Source organism: Priestia sp. USM5 (assembly GCF_058323215.1).
Window position 1 is genome coordinate 39,827 of record NZ_JBSGKN010000009.1, and the last position, 19,147, is coordinate 58,973.

Genomic DNA, 19,147 nt, shown 5'->3' on the forward strand with positions numbered 1-19,147 from the left:
TAAAACTAGGACAACCTTTTTTATACAGAAGATTTATTGGTCTGAGAAAGATCATTAAATAATTCAAGAAGACGGTTTAAATCTTCTTTAGAGAAAAATTCGATTTCAATTTTTCCTTTTTTCTTGCTTTGTGTAATATGAACAGAGGTACCAAAGCGCTCACGGAGCTGTGTTTCACTTTGTTTTATGAATAAATCTTTATCTTTTTTGGTTTTTGATGTTTCACGTGGAACGGCTTTATTTAAGTGAGCAATATAAGCCTCTAGCTGTCTGACATTTAATTGTTCCTTGCGTATTTTTTCAACTACTTTAGGTAGAAGAGCTTTATTTTTTAAACCGACTAGCGTACGCCCGTGTCCCATAGACAATTCATTAGTAGAAATGAGGGTTTGAATTTCCTCAGGCAGTTGCAAGAGGCGAACATAGTTAGCAATATGAGGTCGGCTTTTTCCTAGTCGTGTAGCAAGTTGCTCCTGTGTCATATCGAGCTTATCCATAAGCAATTGATAAGCGGTTGCTTCTTCAATTGGCGTCAAATCTTCACGCTGTAAATTCTCCAACAAAGCTAGTTCCATCATTTGCTTTTCTGAAAAGTCTTTTATAATGACAGGAACAGTAGCAAGGTCAGCTTCTTTAGCAGCTCTAAATCGTCTTTCACCCGCTAAGATTTCATAGCCTTTAATGCTTTTGCGAGCTACAATAGGCTGTAAGATGCCATGATGTAAAATGGATTGCTTTAACTCATTAATTGCTTCTTTATTAAACGTTTTACGTGGTTGATAGGGGTTGGGTCTAAGTTCGTGAATAGCAACTTCCTGAATTGAATCATCAGCCTGTGCATCTAAGCCTGAAAATAAGGCATTAATTCCTTTCCCTAATCCTTTCGCCATTATAAATCACTTCCTTTGCAAGTTCCGTATAAACTGCGGCCCCTCTAGATCTTGCATCATATAAGATAATTGGTTCACCATGACTAGGTGCTTCGCTCAAACGAACATTTCGAGGAATAATCGTTTGATAAACCCGATCCTGAAAGTACTTCTTCACTTCTGCTGTTACCTGGAGTCCCAAATTTGTGCGTGCGTCAAGCATAGTAAGCAATACACCTTCGATACGCAGTTGATTATTCAAATGTTTTTGGACTAATCTAACGGTATTTAGCAGTTGACTTAATCCTTCAAGCGCATAATATTCACACTGTACAGGTATTAAAACAGAATCAGCTGCAGTTAACGCATTTAATGTCAGTAAACCAAGAGAAGGGGGACAATCAATAATAACATAATCAAAGTGATCTTTCACCGTTTCTAAAGCTCTCTTAAGTCGAACTTCACGTGAAATAGTCGACACTAATTCAATTTCTGCACCAGCTAATTGAATGGTCGCGGGAATGATTGATAAATTTTCGACGGCTGTTGAACGCACAACGTTTTTGGCTTCCATATCTTCCACTACTACATTGTAAATACATTCATCTACATCTGCTTTATCTATGCCAACTCCACTCGTAGCGTTACCCTGTGGATCTCCGTCTACAAGTAGAACCTTTTTTCCTTGTTCAGCTAAACAAGCGCCTAAATTAACAGCGGTTGTTGTTTTTCCAACCCCGCCTTTTTGATTCGCAACTGCCACAATTTTCCCCATGTTGTCACCTACTTTCATTTCCATCCCATTTGTCCAGACAGTTTTATTGTTCATTGAATTTTCTGACGAAAAACTTTGATAAAAAAGCCTCATCAAAAAAAGATGAGGGCTATTTCTTTATTTTTTCGGAATCTTAATAGTAAACTGAAAATATTCATCAAACTCTTCTTCTTCTGTGTTTAATGAAATACCGCTGTCACTAACCATTGTCAACGATTGACGGATTGTGTTCATTGCGATACGCGTATCTTTACTAAACGCTTTTCTTTTTGCTTTTGGCTTTTTAACCTGCGTTTCTAACAATTTAACTACTCGATCTTCCGTTTGTTTTACATTTAATTGTTTTTCAATAATCTCAGCTAATACTTGAAGTTGTTTTTCTTGATTTTTGAGGGGAATGAGCGCTCTCGCATGTCGCTCTGTAATCAATTTTTGTTTGATTGCTTCTTGTATTTCAACAGGAAGCTTTAACAAACGAAGCTTGTTTGCAATTGTGGATTGGCCTTTTCCTAAACGTTGAGCTAATGCCTCTTGGGTAAGATTATGTAACTCAATTAACTTTGCGTAGGCTAGTGCTTCTTCGACAGCCGTTAGCTCTTCACGTTGTAAGTTTTCTATTAAAGCCACAGAGGCCGTTTCTGTATCGTTAAAATGTTTCACAATTGCAGGAACCGTATCCCATCCTAAGCTTTGTACAGCTCTCCACCGGCGTTCTCCAGCAATTAATTCGTATTCTTCGCCCTCAGTCGGTCGAACCACAATAGGTTGAATAATACCGTGTGTATGAATAGTAAGAGCTAGCTCTTCAATTTTTGCTTCATTAAACACAGTACGCGGCTGATAACGATTCGGAATAATACTTGAAACCCTAATTTGTTTTACTTCATCTCTTAAAACTTTTTCGACATTTTCATCTTGGACAGTTTCAATCTCTACATGAATATCCTCATCTTTTTCTTTTAAATTAAAAAAACGTGAAAAAGCAGATTTCATAGTCCCACACCACCTTCAGGAAAATCCCGCCTTAAACTAATTCGATGTTTTTTAATCATATCCTGCTTTCTAAACAGAAAATATAGAGAAGAAAATGTTTCATATGAAACATTTTCTTCTCTATCTATTTACCGCCTACTCTAATGGAAGCTTAACTGGGGTACCAGGTTTTCTAGGATATTTTTTAGGCGTTTTCTTTATTTTATCTATTAAAATAATGTAACGTTCACTTTGCTCCAAAGGCAATTGGAAATGTTCAATCGACTTCACTTTTCCACCTAATACTTGAAATGATTTTTCCCCATTTTTTAATTCCTCAGGGGCAGAAGCACCTTTCATTGCTAAAAAGCGTCCTTGTTCTTTAACAAGCGGTAAGCAAAATTCATTAAGAACCGAGATACGTGCCACGGCTCTTGCTGTTACAAGATCGAATGACTCGCGAATCGTTTCTTTTTTACCAAATGTTTCAGCTCGATCATGACATAGTGTGACATTGTCTAGTTCAAGCTCATTTACAAGATGCGTCAAAAACGTAATACGCTTTTGTAACGAATCAACAATGGTTACATGCAAATGCGGGAAACAAATTTTGATCGGAATACTTGGAAATCCTGCTCCTGCCCCTACATCACACATGGATTCAATTTCTGTAAAGTCTTGAAAAAAAGCAGCTGAAATAGAATCGTAAAAATGCTTTTCATACACTTCACCGTGATCAATGATAGCAGTTAAATTCATTTTTTCGTTCCATTCCACTAAAACTTGATAATACTTTTCAAATTGATTCAGCTGTTTAGAAGAAAGAGAAATTCCCTTTTCTTCTAATAGCTGTTGAAACTGTTGAATATTCATTGAGTTTCCCTTTCTTCGCGCCTAAGAGTTTTAATCATTTGATACTTTAGCGATGCGCCCTTGTTCAATATAAACAAGCAAGATTGAAATATCAGCTGGGTTGACTCCAGAAATACGTGAAGCTTGCGCTACCGTTAGTGGACGCACTTGGTTTAATTTTTGACGGGCTTCTGTAGCTAAACCGTTAATTGCATCATAATCGATATAATCAGGAATCTTTTTGTTTTCTAACTTCTTCAAGCGTTCAACTTGTTGAAGTGATTTCTGAATATATCCTTCGTATTTCACCTGAATTTCTACTTGTTCAGCTACTTCAGGATCTACCGTCTCATCCGCTGGTGCTAATTGATGAATATGAGTATACGTCATTTCAGGGCGGCGAAGTAAATCTGTCGCACGAATGCCATCTTTTAATTCGCTGCCGCCAGCTTCTTTAATCAGTTGTTGAACAGCTTCATTCGGCTTAATAATAAAAGAGAAAAGACGTTTCTTCTCTTGCTCGATTTCCGCTTTCTTTTGTTCAAATTTAGCATAGCGCTCATCGCTGATTAATCCTAGTTCACGACCAATTTCAGTGAGGCGTAAATCAGCGTTGTCGTGACGAAGCAATAAACGATATTCTGCACGCGATGTTAGCAGACGATACGGTTCATTTGTTCCTTTTGTTACTAAATCATCCACCAATACACCGATGTAAGCATCAGAACGTCCTAAGATGACTTCTTCTTGTTCCAGCGCTCTTCTTCCCGCGTTAATTCCGGCAAGAAGACCTTGGCCTGCAGCTTCTTCATAACCAGACGTTCCGTTAATTTGTCCAGCCGTATAAAGATTTTTAATTTTCTTCGTTTCCAGCGTTGGCCATAACTGAGTCGGAACAATTGCATCATATTCAATAGCATAGCCCGCACGCATCATTTGGACTTTTTCAAGGCCAGGAATTGTTGCAAGCATTTGACGCTGTACGTGCTCAGGAAGGCTTGTTGATAGTCCTTGAACATATACTTCTTGCGTATTTCGTCCTTCTGGCTCTAAGAAAATTTGGTGACGCGGTTTATCATTAAAGCGCACAACCTTATCTTCAATAGATGGACAGTAGCGTGGTCCAGTACCTTTGATCATCCCAGAATACATAGGGGATAAGTGGAGGTTGTCATCAATAATTTGATGCGTTTGTTCACTTGTATATGTTAACCAGCAAGGCAATTGATCTGTAATGTACTGTGTTGTTTCATATGAGAAAGCACGAGGCACATCATCCCCAGGCTGAATCTCCGTTTTGCTGTAATCGATAGTTGAGCTATTAACACGAGGTGGAGTTCCTGTTTTAAAACGGACCATGTCCAGTCCTAACTCCTCTAAGTGTTCAGAAAGCTTAATAGCCGGTTGTTGATTGTTAGGACCGCTTGAGTATTTTAGTTCACCTAAAATAATTTCCCCGCGTAAGAATGTTCCTGTCGTAATAACAACTGTTTTAGCTTTATACACAGCTCCCGTTTGAGTGACAACACCTGTACATACACCGTCTTCTACGATTAACTGTTCTACCATGCCTTGCATAAGGGTTAGGTTTTCTTCATTTTCTAACGTTTTTTTCATTTCATGCTGATAAGCAAATTTATCTGCTTGAGCTCTAAGTGCTCGAACAGCCGGACCTTTTCCTGTGTTTAACATTCTCATTTGAATATGAGTTTTATCGATATTTCTACCCATTTCTCCGCCAAGAGCATCAATTTCACGTACGACAATACCTTTTGCAGGACCACCTACAGAAGGATTGCAGGGCATAAACGCCACCATGTCTAAGTTGATGGTCAACGTTAACGTTTTAGCACCCATACGCGCAGAAGCAAGCGCCGCTTCACATCCTGCATGACCTGCTCCAATGACAATAACATCATATTGTCCACCTTCATATTGCATAATAGTAGCCTCCTTTAATAATCTATTTTCCTAAACAGAATTGAGAGAACAACTGATCAATTAAGCTTTCGTGAACAGCATCACCAATAATTTCACCTAATAGTTCCCACGTTCTTGTTAAATCAATTTGGACAATATCGATTGGAACACCACTTTCAATACCTGTGATGGCCTCATCGATAGCTCCTCTTGCTTGCGTTAAAAGCGCAATATGTCTCGTATTAGATAAATATGTTAAATCTTGAGATTCAATTGTTCCTTCAAAGAAAAGAGCTGCGATTGCTTCTTCAAGCTGATCCACTCCTTGTTCTTGAAGAAGCGAAGTCGTCACTACTGGATGATCACCAGCAAATTGCTGCACTTCCTCTAGATTAATTTTTTGCTCAAGATCTGTTTTATTCACAATGACAATAACGTCCATGCCTTCTACAGCTTCAAATAGCTTTTTATCTTCGTCCGTTAATTCTTCATTGAAATTCAACACAAGCAAAATTAAATCCGCTTCTTTCAAATACTGACGGGAGCGTTCCACACCAATTCGTTCTACAATATCTTCTGTTTCACGAATTCCAGCTGTATCAACTAATCGTAGAGGAACTCCTCGCACATTAACGTACTCTTCGATCACATCTCGCGTCGTTCCAGGAATGTCTGTGACAATAGCCTTTGCATCTTGCACTAAACTATTTAGAAGAGAAGATTTCCCTACATTAGGACGTCCAATAATAACCGTAGCTAATCCTTCTCTTAAAATTTTCCCTTGATGAGAGGTTTGAAGAAGCTTATCAATTTCTTGGCGTACATTTGAAGCTTTTTCGATCAACACTTGGTGAGTCATTTCCTCTACATCGTCGTATTCTGGATAGTCAATGTTCACCTCTACATGGGCAAGTGTTTCGAGAATTTCCTGGCGTAAATGACGTACTAGCTTGGACAAACGCCCTTCCATTTGGCCAATTGCCATATTCATCGCTTTATCTGTTTTGGCACGAATTAAATCCATTACAGCTTCTGCTTGTGATAAGTCTACTCGACCATTTAAAAATGCTCGTTTTGTAAACTCACCTGGCTCGGCTAAACGGGCACCATTTGCAATAACTAACTGCAGCACACGATTAACGGATACAATTCCTCCGTGACAGTTAATTTCAATAATGTCTTCTCTAGTAAATGTCTTGGGACCTTTCATAATGGAAAGCATCACTTCTTCAACGACTTGCTCCGTCTTGGGATCTACGATATGACCGTAGTGAATAGTATGAGAAGCTACGTCTGTTAATCGTTTATTCGAAACGCTTTTAAAGATACGATCTGCAATCGTAATTGCTTCTTCACCACTCAGGCGGACGATGGCAATAGCTCCTTCTCCCATTGGTGTAGAAATGGCCGCAATTGTATCAAAATCTAGCACCAACTTCACCTCATTTCATTTTATAAACCTTTTATTTTAAACGATGTTATATACTATCATCGTTAACAATTTTCTACGAACAAAAACATCTATTTTAAGGCCCGTGATTTGTATGAACCAAATAAATAGAATACCACAATTCACCGATTTGGAACATCTCTAACGTTCTTCTGTTATGCACAGCAAGAAAAACAGGCAGTATGTACTATTTTAACTTATCCACATGTGAATAACAACGTATGCATCTTGATTTTTTTGAACGCTAGATCGATAAAATAAGCATATAAAAAAGCACTAGCTTATTTTGCTAGTGCTTTTTGGCAACTGGCTGAACCAAAATACTTCTTTTCGGTTCTTTGCCAACGGATTGTGTCTCAACTAAAGAATTTTTAGCTAACGCTTGGTGAATCATTTTTCTTTCATGGGAAGGCATTGGTTCTAGTTGAACAGATCGATTCGTTTTAATCGCCTGATTAGCTATTTTTAATGCCAGTTTTTCGACCATTTCTTTTCGTTTTTCCCGGTAGCCTTCTGGATTTAAGACAACATTTAAAAATTGCTGACTGTATCGATTAGCTACCAATTGTGTGAGAAGCTGGAGCGCATTGAGGGTTTGTCCATGTTTTCCAATCAACATTCCCGCTGAATCGCTACTAATCTCAATTATGCAGTTTCTGGAGGTTTTTTTGACGTTCGTATGAATCGAAATCCCCATTTCACGGCTAACATTTGTAATAAAATGAACCGCTTCCTCTACAGGGTCAACTATTTTTGTAACTTTTACAACTGCGGGTTTTCCCTTAAAGATTCCTAAAAATCCTTTTTTACCTGGTTCAATTATTTCTACATTTGTTTGATTTCGCTCTACTTCTAAAGCATTTAATGCTTCTTGAACAGCAGCTTCAATCGTCTGGGCCGTAATTGTGATTTCGTTCATTTTTTAACCCCTTCAATATTCGCTTGTTTTAAGTCTGGCCCTTTAATGAAGTAGGTTTGAATAATCATAAATAGATTTCCCACTACCCAATAAAGAGATAAGGCGGCTGGAAAATTGATTGCAAAAACCACAATCATGATCGGCATAATCCAAAGCATCATAGCCATTTGAGGATTTTGATTTGCATTTCCGGCCATCATCATCTTTTGCTGAATAAACGTTGTGATTCCTGCGACAATTGGTAAGATAAATAGCGGATCACGCGCACCTAAATCAAACCATAAAAAGCTGTTGTTTGCGATTTCCGAAGTTCGTGTAATCGCGTGGAAAATCCCAATAAGAATGGGCATTTGAATTAGAATTGGGAAGCACCCAGCTAAAGGATTTACTCCGTAAGTTTGGAATAATGCCATCGTTTCTTTCTGCAATTGCTGCTGCGTCTGGGCATCTTTTGAACTGTACTTCTCCTTTAACTTCTGCATTTCGGGCTGAAGCATCTGCATTGCTTTCGTGTTTCTCATCTGTTTGATCATAAGCGGTAGAATAAGTAAGCGAATCAGGATCGTGACAACGATGATCGCAACTCCATAGCTTTTAAATACCTCCGCCAGATACGTAATGACTAATGACAGCGGATACACAACATACTCATTCCAAAAACCTTTACTATCATCTGTAATAGGTTGGTTCATTTCCGTACAACCCGCTAAAACAGTTAATAGAAAGATAAGCGTTATCCCTAAAAACAACTTCTTCTTCACCTGTTTTTCCTCCTTCTACATGTTCACCTTTCAATTCTGAAAGTGCGTCAAAATCCATTATATAAGGATGCGGTAGAAAAACAACAGCTATTAAAGGCTTTTCTTCTATTGTTTATTAATCGTTTTGTCTATGTGTAAGTAATTTGCCACGCTTAAAGACATGCTGCAAACTGCTTTTAATTTCTTCATAGCTCATTGTTGCAGCAGGCTGCCTTGCAATTACAATATAATCTTTGTCTTGCTTTAAATACGGTGTGAATTCAAACATAATTTGTTTAGCAAGGCGCTTAACTCGATTACGAGTCACGGCATTTCCAATCTTTTTGCCCACGGAGAATCCTACGCGGAAATGTTCTTGATCCGGTTTGTCTAGAACATACAAGACAAATTGGCGATTCGCTACGGACTTGCCCTTTTTAAAAACGGTTTGAAATTCATCATTCTTTTTTATACGATATCTTTTTTTCATTTTTAACAACTCCTGCCCTTTTTCAGGTCATGCTTTTATGTAGTCCCTACAGGAACAGAGGTGATTTTAGCCTTAGAAAGCGAAAAAAGACCACTGGCGTCAGTGGTCTATTATGCTGATAATACTTTTCTTCCTTTACGACGACGACGAGCTAAAACTTTACGTCCATTCGCTGAGCTCATACGAGCGCGGAAACCGTGTACTTTACTGTGCTTACGTTTGTTTGGTTGGTAAGTTCTTTTCATCTATAAACACCTCCTCGAGGAATAACTGAAAAAGACAGTCCTTGCAATTATAATGAAAAGACTAAGAAGATGTCAATGTTATTTAAAAAATAAAATTTTCAATCTCTTGGTTTCATTATCTGTTTTACTCAATCTTCTTCATTCTAATATCTTTATAACCCAATTGTCTATACCTAATCAATAAAATTCATTGATTTATTAAAGAAAAAATTTTTCCTTTTCATCTCTTTTTCTTTCTCTACCAGCTGCGATCGCATCGTTACTGAACAAAACTACAACAATAAATGTTATAAAAAGCCTCTTTTTTATTCAAATTCTTCTCTTAAACCTTTGTGGATAAGTTTTTTCGACATTTTTCTACTTTTCCATTTCTTATCGACAACTCATGCACACTATCTTGTGTTGTGGAAAACTTTTCTCCACAAGGTGTAGTGATTGTGGATAAGTTTCGAAAATTCATTGCATCATGCCGAATTCTTTGATATTATATTTTTGTTTTCACTCTTAATTACTTTTCCACAGTTGGTTTTTATCCACAAACTGTGGACAACTTGTGGACATCATTTCCACTATCACTGTATAAAGTTATCCACACCATGTGGAATCTGTCGAATAGTCGGCTTTCTTCTATAATATATATTTACCCACATAATAGCAATTGTATAAATATAAATTTTTTATGCATAAGGTTTTGTACAGGTTGTACAAGGGTTGTACAAAGCGCATGAAAACTAGAAAAAGGAGGGGTTACTCGTTGGAAAACATTCATGATTTATGGAACAGAGCTTTAGATCAAATTGAAAAAAAATTAAGCAAACCTAGTTTTGAAACCTGGCTCAAATCGACAAAAGCTCATGCTTTGCAAGGAGACACGCTCATTATTACTGCGCCTAATGATTTTGCACGGGACTGGTTAGAATCTAGGTATTCTAATTTAATTGCTGAAACACTTTACGACCTTACGGGGGAAGAGTTAGATGTGAAATTTATTATTCCTCCTAACCAGGCCGAGGAAGAATTCGATATTCAAACTCCTAAAAAGAAAGTCAATAAAGACGAAGGAGCAGAATTCCCTCAAAGTATGCTAAATTCGAAGTATACCTTTGATACATTTGTTATCGGATCTGGGAATCGTTTTGCCCATGCAGCTTCTTTAGCAGTAGCAGAGGCGCCGGCTAAAGCGTATAATCCGCTTTTTATTTACGGGGGAGTAGGATTAGGTAAAACACACTTAATGCACGCAATAGGCCACTATGTGTTAGATCATAATCCTGCCGCTAAAGTCGTGTACTTATCATCTGAAAAATTCACAAATGAGTTTATTAACTCTATTCGTGACAATAAAGCAGTAGAATTCCGCAACAAATACCGCAATGTAGATGTTTTACTGATTGATGATATTCAATTCTTAGCGGGTAAAGAGCAGACACAAGAGGAATTTTTCCATACGTTTAATACGCTTCATGAAGAAAGCAAGCAGATTGTCATCTCAAGTGATCGACCGCCGAAAGAAATTCCTACACTTGAAGATCGACTTCGTTCTCGCTTTGAATGGGGCCTTATTACAGACATCACACCACCAGATTTGGAAACACGAATTGCTATTTTGCGTAAAAAAGCAAAAGCGGACGGCTTAGTTATTCCAAATGAAGTTATGCTTTATATCGCCAATCAGATTGATTCAAATATCAGAGAATTAGAAGGAGCACTTATTCGCGTAGTAGCTTATTCTTCACTAATTAATAAAGATATAAACGCTGATTTAGCAGCAGAAGCATTAAAAGATATCATTCCTAGTTCAAAACCTAGGGTTATTACGATTCAAGATATCCAACAGATTGTTGGACAAGAATTTAATATAAAATTAGATGATTTCAAAGCGAAGAAACGTACAAAGTCAGTAGCGTTTCCTCGACAAATTGCCATGTACCTTTCTCGCGAACTAACGGATTTTTCGCTTCCTAAAATTGGAGAAGAGTTTGGCGGGCGAGACCATACTACGGTCATCCATGCTCATGAAAAAATCTCAAAACTTGTTCAAACAGATACTGACCTACAAAAACAAATTAAAGAAATAAGTGAATCACTAAAAATATAGGCTTTTTTTACTTGTATTTTGTGTATAAGTGAGTTAGGATTGTACACAGTCTGTCCACATGTGGATAGGCTGTGTTCTCACGTTTTTAGGGGTTATCCACATTTCCACAGCCCCTATTACTACTACTATCTTAAAATATAATAAATAATAAGCTTTTAAACCTACTTTTAAGGAGGATTAATTATTATGAAATTTATCATACAGAAAGACTACCTAGTTCAAAGCGTTCAAGACGTTATGAAAGCTGTATCTTCTAGAACAACAATTCCAATTTTAACAGGGATTAAAATTGTAGCGACTGAAGAAGGTGTTACTTTAACCGGAAGTGATTCCGATATCTCTATTGAATCGTTTATTCCAAACGAGGAAGAAGGAAAAGAGATTGTTGATATCCAAAAACCAGGAAGCGTTGTTCTCCCAGCTCGTTTCTTTAGTGAAATCGTCAAAAAGCTTCCTAAAGACATCGTAGAATTGGACGTCCAAAGTCACTTTTTAACAATCATTCGTTCAGGAAAAGCTGAATTTAACTTAAATGGTTTAGATGCAGAAGAGTATCCTCATTTGCCACAGATCGAAGAAAACAACATGTTTAGATTACCGACAGACTTATTAAAAAACATGATTCGACAAACTGTCTTTGCAGTGTCCACCTCAGAAACACGACCTATCTTGACAGGTGTAAACTGGAAAGTCGACGGCAAAGAATTAACGTGTATTGCCACTGACAGTCATCGTCTAGCTTTGCGAAAAGCGACCATTGAAACTGGAAATGAAGCAACGTATAATGTGGTTATTCCAGGTAAAAGTTTAAGTGAATTCAGTAAGATCCTTGATGATTCTCATGAATTAGTAGACATCGTTATCACGGAAAATCAAGTATTATTCAAAACAAAACACTTACTATTTTTCTCAAGATTACTGGACGGAAATTATCCTGACACTTCAAGATTGATCCCAGCCGATAGTAAAACGGATGTTATATTGAACGTAAAAGAATTTTTACAATCGATTGACCGTGCTTCTTTATTAGCTCGTGAAGGAAGAAACAACGTAGTAAAACTATCTACGCTAGATGAAGGAATTGTTGAAATTTCTTCTAACTCTCCTGAAATCGGAAAAGTAATTGAAGAGGTACAAAGCCAGTCTATCTCAGGAGAAGAATTAAAAATTTCTTTTAGCGCAAAATATATGTTAGACGCATTAAAAGCGCTCGAAGGAACAGATATCAAAATTAACTTCACTGGTGCGATGCGTCCATTTGTCATTCGAACATTAGAGGATGATTCAATGCTGCAGCTGATTTTACCAGTGCGAACATATTAAATCTCAGAAAGCTACTAGCATGCCGTACTAGTAGCTTTCTTTTCTCAAGAAGAATTATTTAGTAAAATAGAGATACATCATTAGAAAGTGAGAGAGTCGCATGAAAACAGAGGTTAAAATTTCAACTGAATACATTACGCTTGGCCAGTTTTTAAAACTAGCAGACGTCATTCAAACAGGTGGAATGGTAAAATGGTTTTTAAGTGAGCACGAAGTATATGTGAACGGGGAGCTAGAAGAGCGCCGCGGACGTAAATTATATGCAAATGACGAAGTGGATATACCGGCTGCAGGATCATTTGTTGTTATTACTTAAAGTTGGTGAAACGTTTGTATATTAAAGAAATTACTTTAACAAATTACCGAAACTATACGAAGACAACGATTCCCTTTGAAAATAAAGTAAACGTCATTTTGGGTGAAAACGCACAGGGTAAAACAAACGTGATGGAATCGATCTTCGTATTATCTATGGCTAAATCTCATCGTACGTCCAACGATAAAGAATTAATTAAATGGGACTGTGAGTATGCAAAGCTATCGGGCATTGTAGAAAAGCATAGAGGGCCCGTTACACTGGATTTAGTCATCTCAACAAAAGGGAAAAAAGCAAAATATAATCACATTGAGCAGAAAAAACTCAGTCAATATATAGGGTCAATTAACACTGTCATGTTTGCTCCGGAGGATTTGAACCTAGTTAAAGGGAGTCCGCAAGTAAGGCGCAAATTTATCGATATGGAAATTGGTCAAGTTTCGCCTGTTTACATGCATGATTTAAGCAGGTATCAAAAGATTTTGCAGCAAAGAAATCAATATTTGAAGCAGCTGCAGACAAAAAAACAAACGGATCTTTCACTTTTAGACGTACTTACGTTACAGTTAAGTGAAATGGCAGCGAAAATCTTAAAAAAACGTTTTGAGTTTTTACAGTTACTCCAACAGTGGGCAGAGCCTATTCATAAAGGGATCAGTCGAGACTTAGAAACATTAAAAATTGAGTATAAGAATTCAATTGATGTATCAGAAGATGCAGATTTGTCGAAAATGTTAGAAGCATATCATCAAAAGTTTGATAAAATAAAAAGTAGAGAAATTGATAGAGGTGTCACCTTAGCAGGACCACACCGTGATGATCTTCTTTTCTACGTTAATGAAAAAGACGTTCAAACATTTGGTTCACAAGGGCAACAGCGGACGACTGCTTTATCGTTAAAGCTTGCTGAAATTGAGTTAATTCATCAAGAAGTAGGTGAATATCCAATTTTGCTTTTAGATGACGTATTGTCTGAATTAGATGATTTTCGTCAATCACACTTGCTAAATACCATTCAAGGAAAAGTTCAGACGTTTGTAACGACAACGAGCATTGAAGGAATTCATCACGAGACCTTAGAAAAAGCGGCTACATATCATGTAGAAGCTGGCCAAATTCAAAAGGTCAAATAGCAATTGATCTGTCTAAAAACTTTTCACAAGGCAATCTAACTGAAATATGATATCATTATAGTTTTAAGTCTATATATTTCAACTCGTACCCTCGATTATGAAAATTTTGTGCATAAGTAAACAAATGGCAAATACATTAAAGGCTCCGTATTATTTCCACATAATATTCGAAAAACATAATACAAAATGATAAATACAGCAGTTTGCTGTTAAAAAAAAGTGTAGGTGATACATTTGACGATGGAACAAAAAGAAGTACAAGCATATGAAGCTGATCAGATACAAGTATTAGAAGGATTAGAAGCTGTTCGTAAACGTCCGGGGATGTATATTGGATCGACGAGCGCAAAGGGTTTACATCATCTTGTATGGGAAATTGTAGATAATAGTATTGATGAAGCGCTGGCCGGCTATTGCGATGAAATTAATGTTATTATCGAAAAGGATAATAGTATTACAGTCAAAGATAACGGTCGTGGAATTCCAGTTGGTATTCAAGAAAAAATGGGCAGACCTGCCGTTGAAGTTATCTTAACGGTTCTTCATGCCGGAGGTAAATTTGGCGGCGGCGGCTATAAAGTATCTGGTGGATTACACGGTGTAGGTGCCTCAGTTGTTAACGCACTTTCTACCTCTTTGGAAGTACACGTACATCGTGACGGTAAAGTTCATTATCAAAAATATGAACGAGGTGTACCGGCTGCTGACTTAAAAGTAGTTGGAGAAACAGATAAAACAGGTACTGTTATTCAATTCCATCCAGACGGTGAAATTTTTACAGAAACGCTTGAATACGATTTTGATACGTTAGCTAATCGTCTGCGTGAGTTAGCTTTCTTAAACCGCGGCATTAAAATTACGATTGAAGACAAACGTGAAGAAGATAAAAGACGTGAATACCATTACGAAGGCGGAATTAAGTCTTACGTTGAACACTTAAACCGTTCGAAAGAAGTGATTCACGAAGAGCCGATCTATATTGAAGGTAATCGAGACAACATTTCTGTAGAAATTGCTATTCAATATAACGATAGCTACACAAGTAATTTATATTCTTTCGCAAACAACATTCACACATATGAAGGTGGAACGCACGAAGCAGGATTTAAAACAGCGTTAACGCGTGTAATTAACGACTATGCACGTAAAAACAGCGTATTTAAAGATAGTGACGCCAATTTAACGGGTGAAGATGTTCGTGAAGGAATTACAGCTATTATCTCTATTAAGCACCCAGATCCGCAGTTTGAAGGACAAACAAAAACAAAGCTGGGAAATAGTGAAGCAAGAACAATTACTGACTCTGTGTTTGCAGAACACTTAGAAACTTACTTGCTAGAGAACCCTATTGTGGCGAAAAAGGTAATTGAAAAAGGTTTAATGGCTGCAAGAGCAAGAATGGCAGCTAAAAAAGCTCGTGAGCTTACAAGACGTAAAAGCGCGCTTGAAATTTCAAACTTACCGGGTAAATTAGCAGATTGTTCATCAAAAGATCCTTCTATTAGCGAACTCTATGTAGTAGAGGGTGACTCTGCCGGAGGTTCAGCTAAGCAGGGAAGAAGCCGTCATTTCCAAGCTATTTTGCCTTTGCGCGGTAAAATTATCAACGTAGAGAAAGCGCGTTTAGATAAAATTTTATCTAATAACGAAATTCGTACAATCATTACCGCTCTAGGAACGGGTATTGGTGACGATTTTGATATTTCGAAAGCCCGCTACCATAAAATTGTGATTATGACAGATGCAGACGTAGATGGTGCGCATATTCGTACGCTTCTTCTAACGTTCTTCTATCGCTATATGAGACAGATTATTGAGCACGGATATGTGTACATTGCCCAGCCGCCGCTTTACAAAGTTTCACAAGGTAAAAAAGTAGAGTACGCGTACAACGATCGTCAATTAGAAGAGGTATTAGCTTCTTTCCCTGAAGGCGCAAAACCAAACCTTCAGCGTTACAAAGGTTTAGGAGAGATGAATCCTGAACAATTATGGGAAACAACAATGGATCCAGAATTCCGTACCCTTCTTCAGGTGAACTTGCAAGATGCAATTGAAGCTGATGAGACATTTGAAATTTTAATGGGCGACAAAGTAGAACCGCGCCGTAATTTCATTGAAGAAAATGCTCAGTACGTAAAAAATCTCGATATTTAAATGAACGGTAATACCCTTTATATTTTTTATAAAGGGTATATAAACGTCAGGATAGAGATAGGTTCTATCCTGCGTTTACATATATATGAATTACTATACTGAACTTCGCGAAGGAGGTTCTTATCGATGTCAGATAAACCAAACTCTCAAATAAGAGAAGTAAATATTAGTCAAGAAATGCGCGCATCCTTTTTAGATTATGCAATGAGCGTAATTGTATCGCGTGCTTTACCAGATGTAAGAGACGGACTTAAGCCCGTGCACCGTCGTATTTTATATGCAATGAATGATTTAGGTATGGGATCGGATAAGCCATATAAAAAATCAGCTCGTATCGTAGGAGAAGTAATTGGTAAGTATCACCCACACGGTGACTCAGCTGTATATGAAACAATGGTTCGTATGGCACAAGATTTTAGCTATCGTTATATGCTAATTGACGGTCATGGAAACTTTGGATCTGTTGATGGAGATGCAGCAGCAGCTATGCGTTATACAGAAGCAAGAATGTCAAAAGTTTCGATGGAACTGTTACGTGACATCAATAAAGATACAATTGATTATCAAGATAACTATGACGGTTCTGAACGTGAACCAATTGTATTACCTGCTAGATTTCCAAATTTACTTGTAAACGGTTCAGCCGGAATTGCGGTAGGTATGGCGACAAATATTCCTCCGCATCAGTTAGGGGAAGTCATTGACGGCGTTTTAGCTGTAAGTCAAGACCCTGATATCACAATTGCAGAGTTAATGGAGATTATTCCAGGACCGGATTTCCCAACTGCAGGACAAATTCTTGGCCGCAGCGGGATTCGTAAAGCTTATGAAACTGGGAAAGGTTCTATTATTGTTCGCGCAAAAGTAGAAATTGAAGAACAAAACAATGGTAAACAAACTATTATTGTTCATGAACTTCCATACCAAGTAAATAAAGCAAAGCTAATTGAAAAAATTGCCGAGCTAGCTCGTGATAAGAAGATTGATGGAATTACGGACTTACGAGATGAGTCTGACCGTTCGGGTATGCGTATTGTTATTGAAGTAAGACGTGATGCAAATGCAAATGTTTTATTAAATAACTTATATAAGCAGACATCTCTTCAAACAAGTTTTGGTATTAATACTCTTGCATTAGTAGATGGACAGCCAAAAGTATTGAACTTAAAGCAATGTCTACAGTACTATTTAGACCATCAGGTAGTGGTGATTCGTCGTCGTACTGAATTTGAACTTCGAAAAGCCGAAGCACGTGCGCATATTTTAGAAGGTTTAAAGATTGCTCTTGATAATTTAGATGCTGTTATTGCTTTAATTAGAGGTTCTCAAACAACAGATATTGCACGTGAAGGATTAATGACGCAGTTTTCGTTATCTGAAAAACAAGCGCAAGCTATTTTGGATATGCGCCTGCAGCGTTTAACAGGATTAGAGCGAGAGAAGATTGAAGCGGAATATCAATCTTTATTAGCGCTAATTGCTGAATTAAAAGCTATTTTAGCAGATGAAGAAAAAGTATTAGAAATTATTAGAGAAGAACTAATAGAAGTAAAAGAAAGATTCAATGACGGCCGTCGAACAGAAATCGTAAGCGGAGGAGCTGAAATTATCGAAGACGAGGATCTGATTCCTCGCCAAGATATTGTTATTAGCTTAACGCACAACGGCTATATTAAACGTTTGCCTGTTTCTACGTATAAGAGTCAGCGAAGAGGCGGAAGAGGTATTCAAGGAATGAATACAAACGAAGATGATTTCGTTGAACATCTTCTAACAACGTCTACTCATGATACGATTCTCTTCTTTACAAATAAGGGAAAAGTTTACCGTACGAAAGGATACGAAATTCCAGAGTATGGAAGAACGGCTAAAGGGATACCTATTATTAACTTATTAGAAGTAGACAAAGGTGAATGGGTAAATGCCATCATTCGCGTCGATGAATTTGTAGACGATTGGTATCTATTCTTTACTACAAAACAAGGAATTTCTAAGCGTACACCTTTATCTTCTTTTGAGAACATTCGAAATAGCGGACTTATCGCCTTGAATTTAAGAGAAGAAGATGAATTGATTTCTGTTAAATTGACAGATGGTAAGCGCGATATGGTTATTGGAACGAAGAAGGGTATGTTAATTCGTTTTAATGAAAATGATGTTCGTTCAATGGGACGTACAGCTACTGGAGTTAAAGGGATTACTCTCGATTCAGAAGATGAAGTAATCGGTATGGAGATTCTCGAAGAACAATCAGATATCTTGATCATTACGAAAAATGGTTACGGAAAACGTACGCCGATTGAGGAATATCGTGTACAAACAAGAGGCGGTAAAGGTTTAAGAACATGTAATATCACTGATAAAAATGGTGATGTTGTCGCACTGAAATGCGTATCTCAAGAAGAAGATATTATGCTTATCACAGTAAGCGGCGTTCTTATCCGTGTTTCTGTTTCAGATATTTCACAAATGGGCCGTAACACACAAGGTGTCAAAGTCATCCGTTTAGGAGACGAAGAGTTTGTTTCAACGGTTGCAAAAGTACAAACTTCAGAAGATGAAGACGAAGTATTAGATGAATTAGATGAACATGAAGAGACAGATGTAATAATTGAAGCTGAAGAAACGGAAGAATAAAAAAAGCCCCTGAAAAAGCAGGGGCTTTTTTTTTATGTAAAAAAACCTTGCCATAGGCTTTTTATTTTGGTAATATATAAAAAGTCAGCAAAACACATATAAGTTTTTTAGTAGTTTTAAAAAAAGTTATATAAAAGTGTTGACAATGATTCTTATAAAGTGTTATTATATAGGAGTCGCTTTAAGACAAGAGTTCTTTGAAAACTGAACGAAATAGTAAACGTCAACGTTAATTTTTATTTTTTTAAACG

Annotated in this window: 16 protein-coding genes; 6 read left to right on the forward strand and 10 right to left on the reverse strand. The window is 37.3% G+C overall.

Annotated features, from left to right (window positions below; all coding sequences use genetic code 11):
* Nucleotides 1-20 precede the first annotated feature (20 nt).
* The 10 genes from ACWATA_RS28920 to rpmH form a co-directional block, all read right to left on the reverse strand.
* Complete coding sequence (locus tag ACWATA_RS28920; RefSeq protein ID WP_013059921.1) at nucleotides 21-890, reverse strand: ParB/RepB/Spo0J family partition protein; 870 nt, start codon at nucleotides 888-890, stop codon at nucleotides 21-23.
* The gene (locus ACWATA_RS28925) at nucleotides 862-1,644 is read right to left on the reverse strand and encodes a ParA family protein (protein ID WP_013059922.1); all 783 of its coding nucleotides are present in this window, start codon (nucleotides 1,642-1,644) and stop codon (nucleotides 862-864) included. The genes ACWATA_RS28920 and ACWATA_RS28925 overlap by 29 nt, the downstream gene beginning before the upstream one ends.
* Before the next feature lie 117 nt (nucleotides 1,645-1,761).
* A complete protein-coding gene (gene noc / locus ACWATA_RS28930; protein ID WP_013059923.1) occupies nucleotides 1,762-2,637 on the reverse strand; it encodes a nucleoid occlusion protein in 876 nt (291 codons plus the stop codon).
* Nucleotides 2,638-2,772: 135 nt separating this feature from the next.
* Nucleotides 2,773-3,489: a 16S rRNA (guanine(527)-N(7))-methyltransferase RsmG gene (rsmG, locus tag ACWATA_RS28935; protein WP_165635078.1), complete on the reverse strand. Its 717-nt coding sequence runs from the start codon at nucleotides 3,487-3,489 to the stop codon at nucleotides 2,773-2,775.
* Nucleotides 3,490-3,519: 30 nt separating this feature from the next.
* On the reverse strand, nucleotides 3,520-5,409 hold the full coding sequence (gene mnmG / locus ACWATA_RS28940) for a tRNA uridine-5-carboxymethylaminomethyl(34) synthesis enzyme MnmG (protein ID WP_013059925.1): 1,890 nt from the start codon (nucleotides 5,407-5,409) through the stop codon (nucleotides 3,520-3,522).
* A gap of 22 nt (nucleotides 5,410-5,431) precedes the next feature.
* The gene (mnmE, locus tag ACWATA_RS28945) at nucleotides 5,432-6,820 is read right to left on the reverse strand and encodes a tRNA uridine-5-carboxymethylaminomethyl(34) synthesis GTPase MnmE (RefSeq protein WP_028411914.1); all 1,389 of its coding nucleotides are present in this window, start codon (nucleotides 6,818-6,820) and stop codon (nucleotides 5,432-5,434) included.
* A gap of 307 nt (nucleotides 6,821-7,127) precedes the next feature.
* Nucleotides 7,128-7,757 carry an RNA-binding cell elongation regulator Jag/EloR gene (gene jag / locus ACWATA_RS28950; protein ID WP_028411913.1) on the reverse strand — a complete coding sequence of 210 codons (630 nt, stop codon included), beginning with the start codon at nucleotides 7,755-7,757 and terminating at the stop codon, nucleotides 7,128-7,130.
* Entirely contained in the window at nucleotides 7,754-8,518 is a 765-nt protein-coding gene (gene spoIIIJ, locus ACWATA_RS28955; protein WP_028411912.1) for a YidC family membrane integrase SpoIIIJ, read from the reverse strand. The genes jag and spoIIIJ overlap by 4 nt, the downstream gene beginning before the upstream one ends.
* A gap of 115 nt (nucleotides 8,519-8,633) precedes the next feature.
* A complete protein-coding gene (gene rnpA / locus ACWATA_RS28960) occupies nucleotides 8,634-8,987 on the reverse strand; it encodes a ribonuclease P protein component (RefSeq protein ID WP_013059929.1) in 354 nt (117 codons plus the stop codon).
* 110 nt (nucleotides 8,988-9,097) lie between these two features.
* The gene (gene rpmH, locus ACWATA_RS28965) at nucleotides 9,098-9,232 is read right to left on the reverse strand and encodes a 50S ribosomal protein L34 (RefSeq protein ID WP_013059930.1); all 135 of its coding nucleotides are present in this window, start codon (nucleotides 9,230-9,232) and stop codon (nucleotides 9,098-9,100) included.
* 754 nt (nucleotides 9,233-9,986) lie between these two features.
* Between rpmH and dnaA the strand changes: the two genes are divergently transcribed.
* The 6 genes from dnaA (at nucleotide 9,987) to gyrA (ending at nucleotide 18,896) form a co-directional block, all read left to right on the forward strand.
* Nucleotides 9,987-11,330: a chromosomal replication initiator protein DnaA gene (dnaA, locus tag ACWATA_RS28970; RefSeq protein ID WP_028411911.1), complete on the forward strand. Its 1,344-nt coding sequence runs from the start codon at nucleotides 9,987-9,989 to the stop codon at nucleotides 11,328-11,330.
* 186 nt (nucleotides 11,331-11,516) lie between these two features.
* Nucleotides 11,517-12,653 carry a DNA polymerase III subunit beta gene (gene dnaN / locus ACWATA_RS28975; protein WP_013054821.1) on the forward strand — a complete coding sequence of 379 codons (1,137 nt, stop codon included), beginning with the start codon at nucleotides 11,517-11,519 and terminating at the stop codon, nucleotides 12,651-12,653.
* A 100-nt stretch (nucleotides 12,654-12,753) separates the two neighbouring features.
* Nucleotides 12,754-12,969, forward strand: coding sequence for a S4 domain-containing protein YaaA (yaaA, locus tag ACWATA_RS28980; protein ID WP_013054822.1), 216 nt, complete (start codon nucleotides 12,754-12,756; stop codon nucleotides 12,967-12,969).
* 14 nt (nucleotides 12,970-12,983) lie between these two features.
* Nucleotides 12,984-14,102, forward strand: a complete 1,119-nt coding sequence (recF, locus tag ACWATA_RS28985; RefSeq protein ID WP_013054823.1) for a DNA replication/repair protein RecF — start codon at nucleotides 12,984-12,986, stop codon at nucleotides 14,100-14,102.
* A gap of 240 nt (nucleotides 14,103-14,342) precedes the next feature.
* Nucleotides 14,343-16,259 (forward strand): DNA topoisomerase (ATP-hydrolyzing) subunit B, encoded by a 1,917-nt coding sequence (gyrB, locus tag ACWATA_RS28990; RefSeq protein ID WP_028411910.1) that lies wholly within the window; start codon nucleotides 14,343-14,345, stop codon nucleotides 16,257-16,259.
* Nucleotides 16,260-16,385: 126 nt separating this feature from the next.
* Nucleotides 16,386-18,896, forward strand: a complete 2,511-nt coding sequence (gene gyrA, locus ACWATA_RS28995; RefSeq protein WP_033580879.1) for a DNA gyrase subunit A — start codon at nucleotides 16,386-16,388, stop codon at nucleotides 18,894-18,896.
* The last annotated feature ends 251 nt before the right edge of the window (nucleotides 18,897-19,147 follow it).

Excerpts from the sequence above, each read along its gene's own strand:
- ACWATA_RS28920 (WP_013059921.1), bottom strand. The coding sequence starts at position 890 with ATGGCGAAAGGATTAGGGAAAGGAATTAATGCCTTATTTTCAGGCTTA.
- ACWATA_RS28925 (WP_013059922.1), bottom strand. The coding sequence starts at position 1,644 with ATGGGGAAAATTGTGGCAGTTGCGAATCAAAAAGGCGGGGTTGGAAAA.
- noc (WP_013059923.1), bottom strand. The coding sequence starts at position 2,637 with ATGAAATCTGCTTTTTCACGTTTTTTTAATTTAAAAGAAAAAGATGAG.
- rsmG (WP_165635078.1), bottom strand. The coding sequence starts at position 3,489 with ATGAATATTCAACAGTTTCAACAGCTATTAGAAGAAAAGGGAATTTCT.
- mnmG (WP_013059925.1), bottom strand. The coding sequence starts at position 5,409 with ATGCAATATGAAGGTGGACAATATGATGTTATTGTCATTGGAGCAGGT.
- jag (WP_028411913.1), bottom strand. The coding sequence starts at position 7,757 with ATGAACGAAATCACAATTACGGCCCAGACGATTGAAGCTGCTGTTCAA.
- rnpA (WP_013059929.1), bottom strand. The coding sequence starts at position 8,987 with ATGAAAAAAAGATATCGTATAAAAAAGAATGATGAATTTCAAACCGTT.
- rpmH (WP_013059930.1), bottom strand. The coding sequence starts at position 9,232 with ATGAAAAGAACTTACCAACCAAACAAACGTAAGCACAGTAAAGTACAC.
- dnaN (WP_013054821.1), top strand. The coding sequence starts at position 11,517 with ATGAAATTTATCATACAGAAAGACTACCTAGTTCAAAGCGTTCAAGAC.
- yaaA (WP_013054822.1), top strand. The coding sequence starts at position 12,754 with ATGAAAACAGAGGTTAAAATTTCAACTGAATACATTACGCTTGGCCAG.
- gyrB (WP_028411910.1), top strand. The coding sequence starts at position 14,343 with ATGGAACAAAAAGAAGTACAAGCATATGAAGCTGATCAGATACAAGTA.
- gyrA (WP_033580879.1), top strand. The coding sequence starts at position 16,386 with ATGTCAGATAAACCAAACTCTCAAATAAGAGAAGTAAATATTAGTCAA.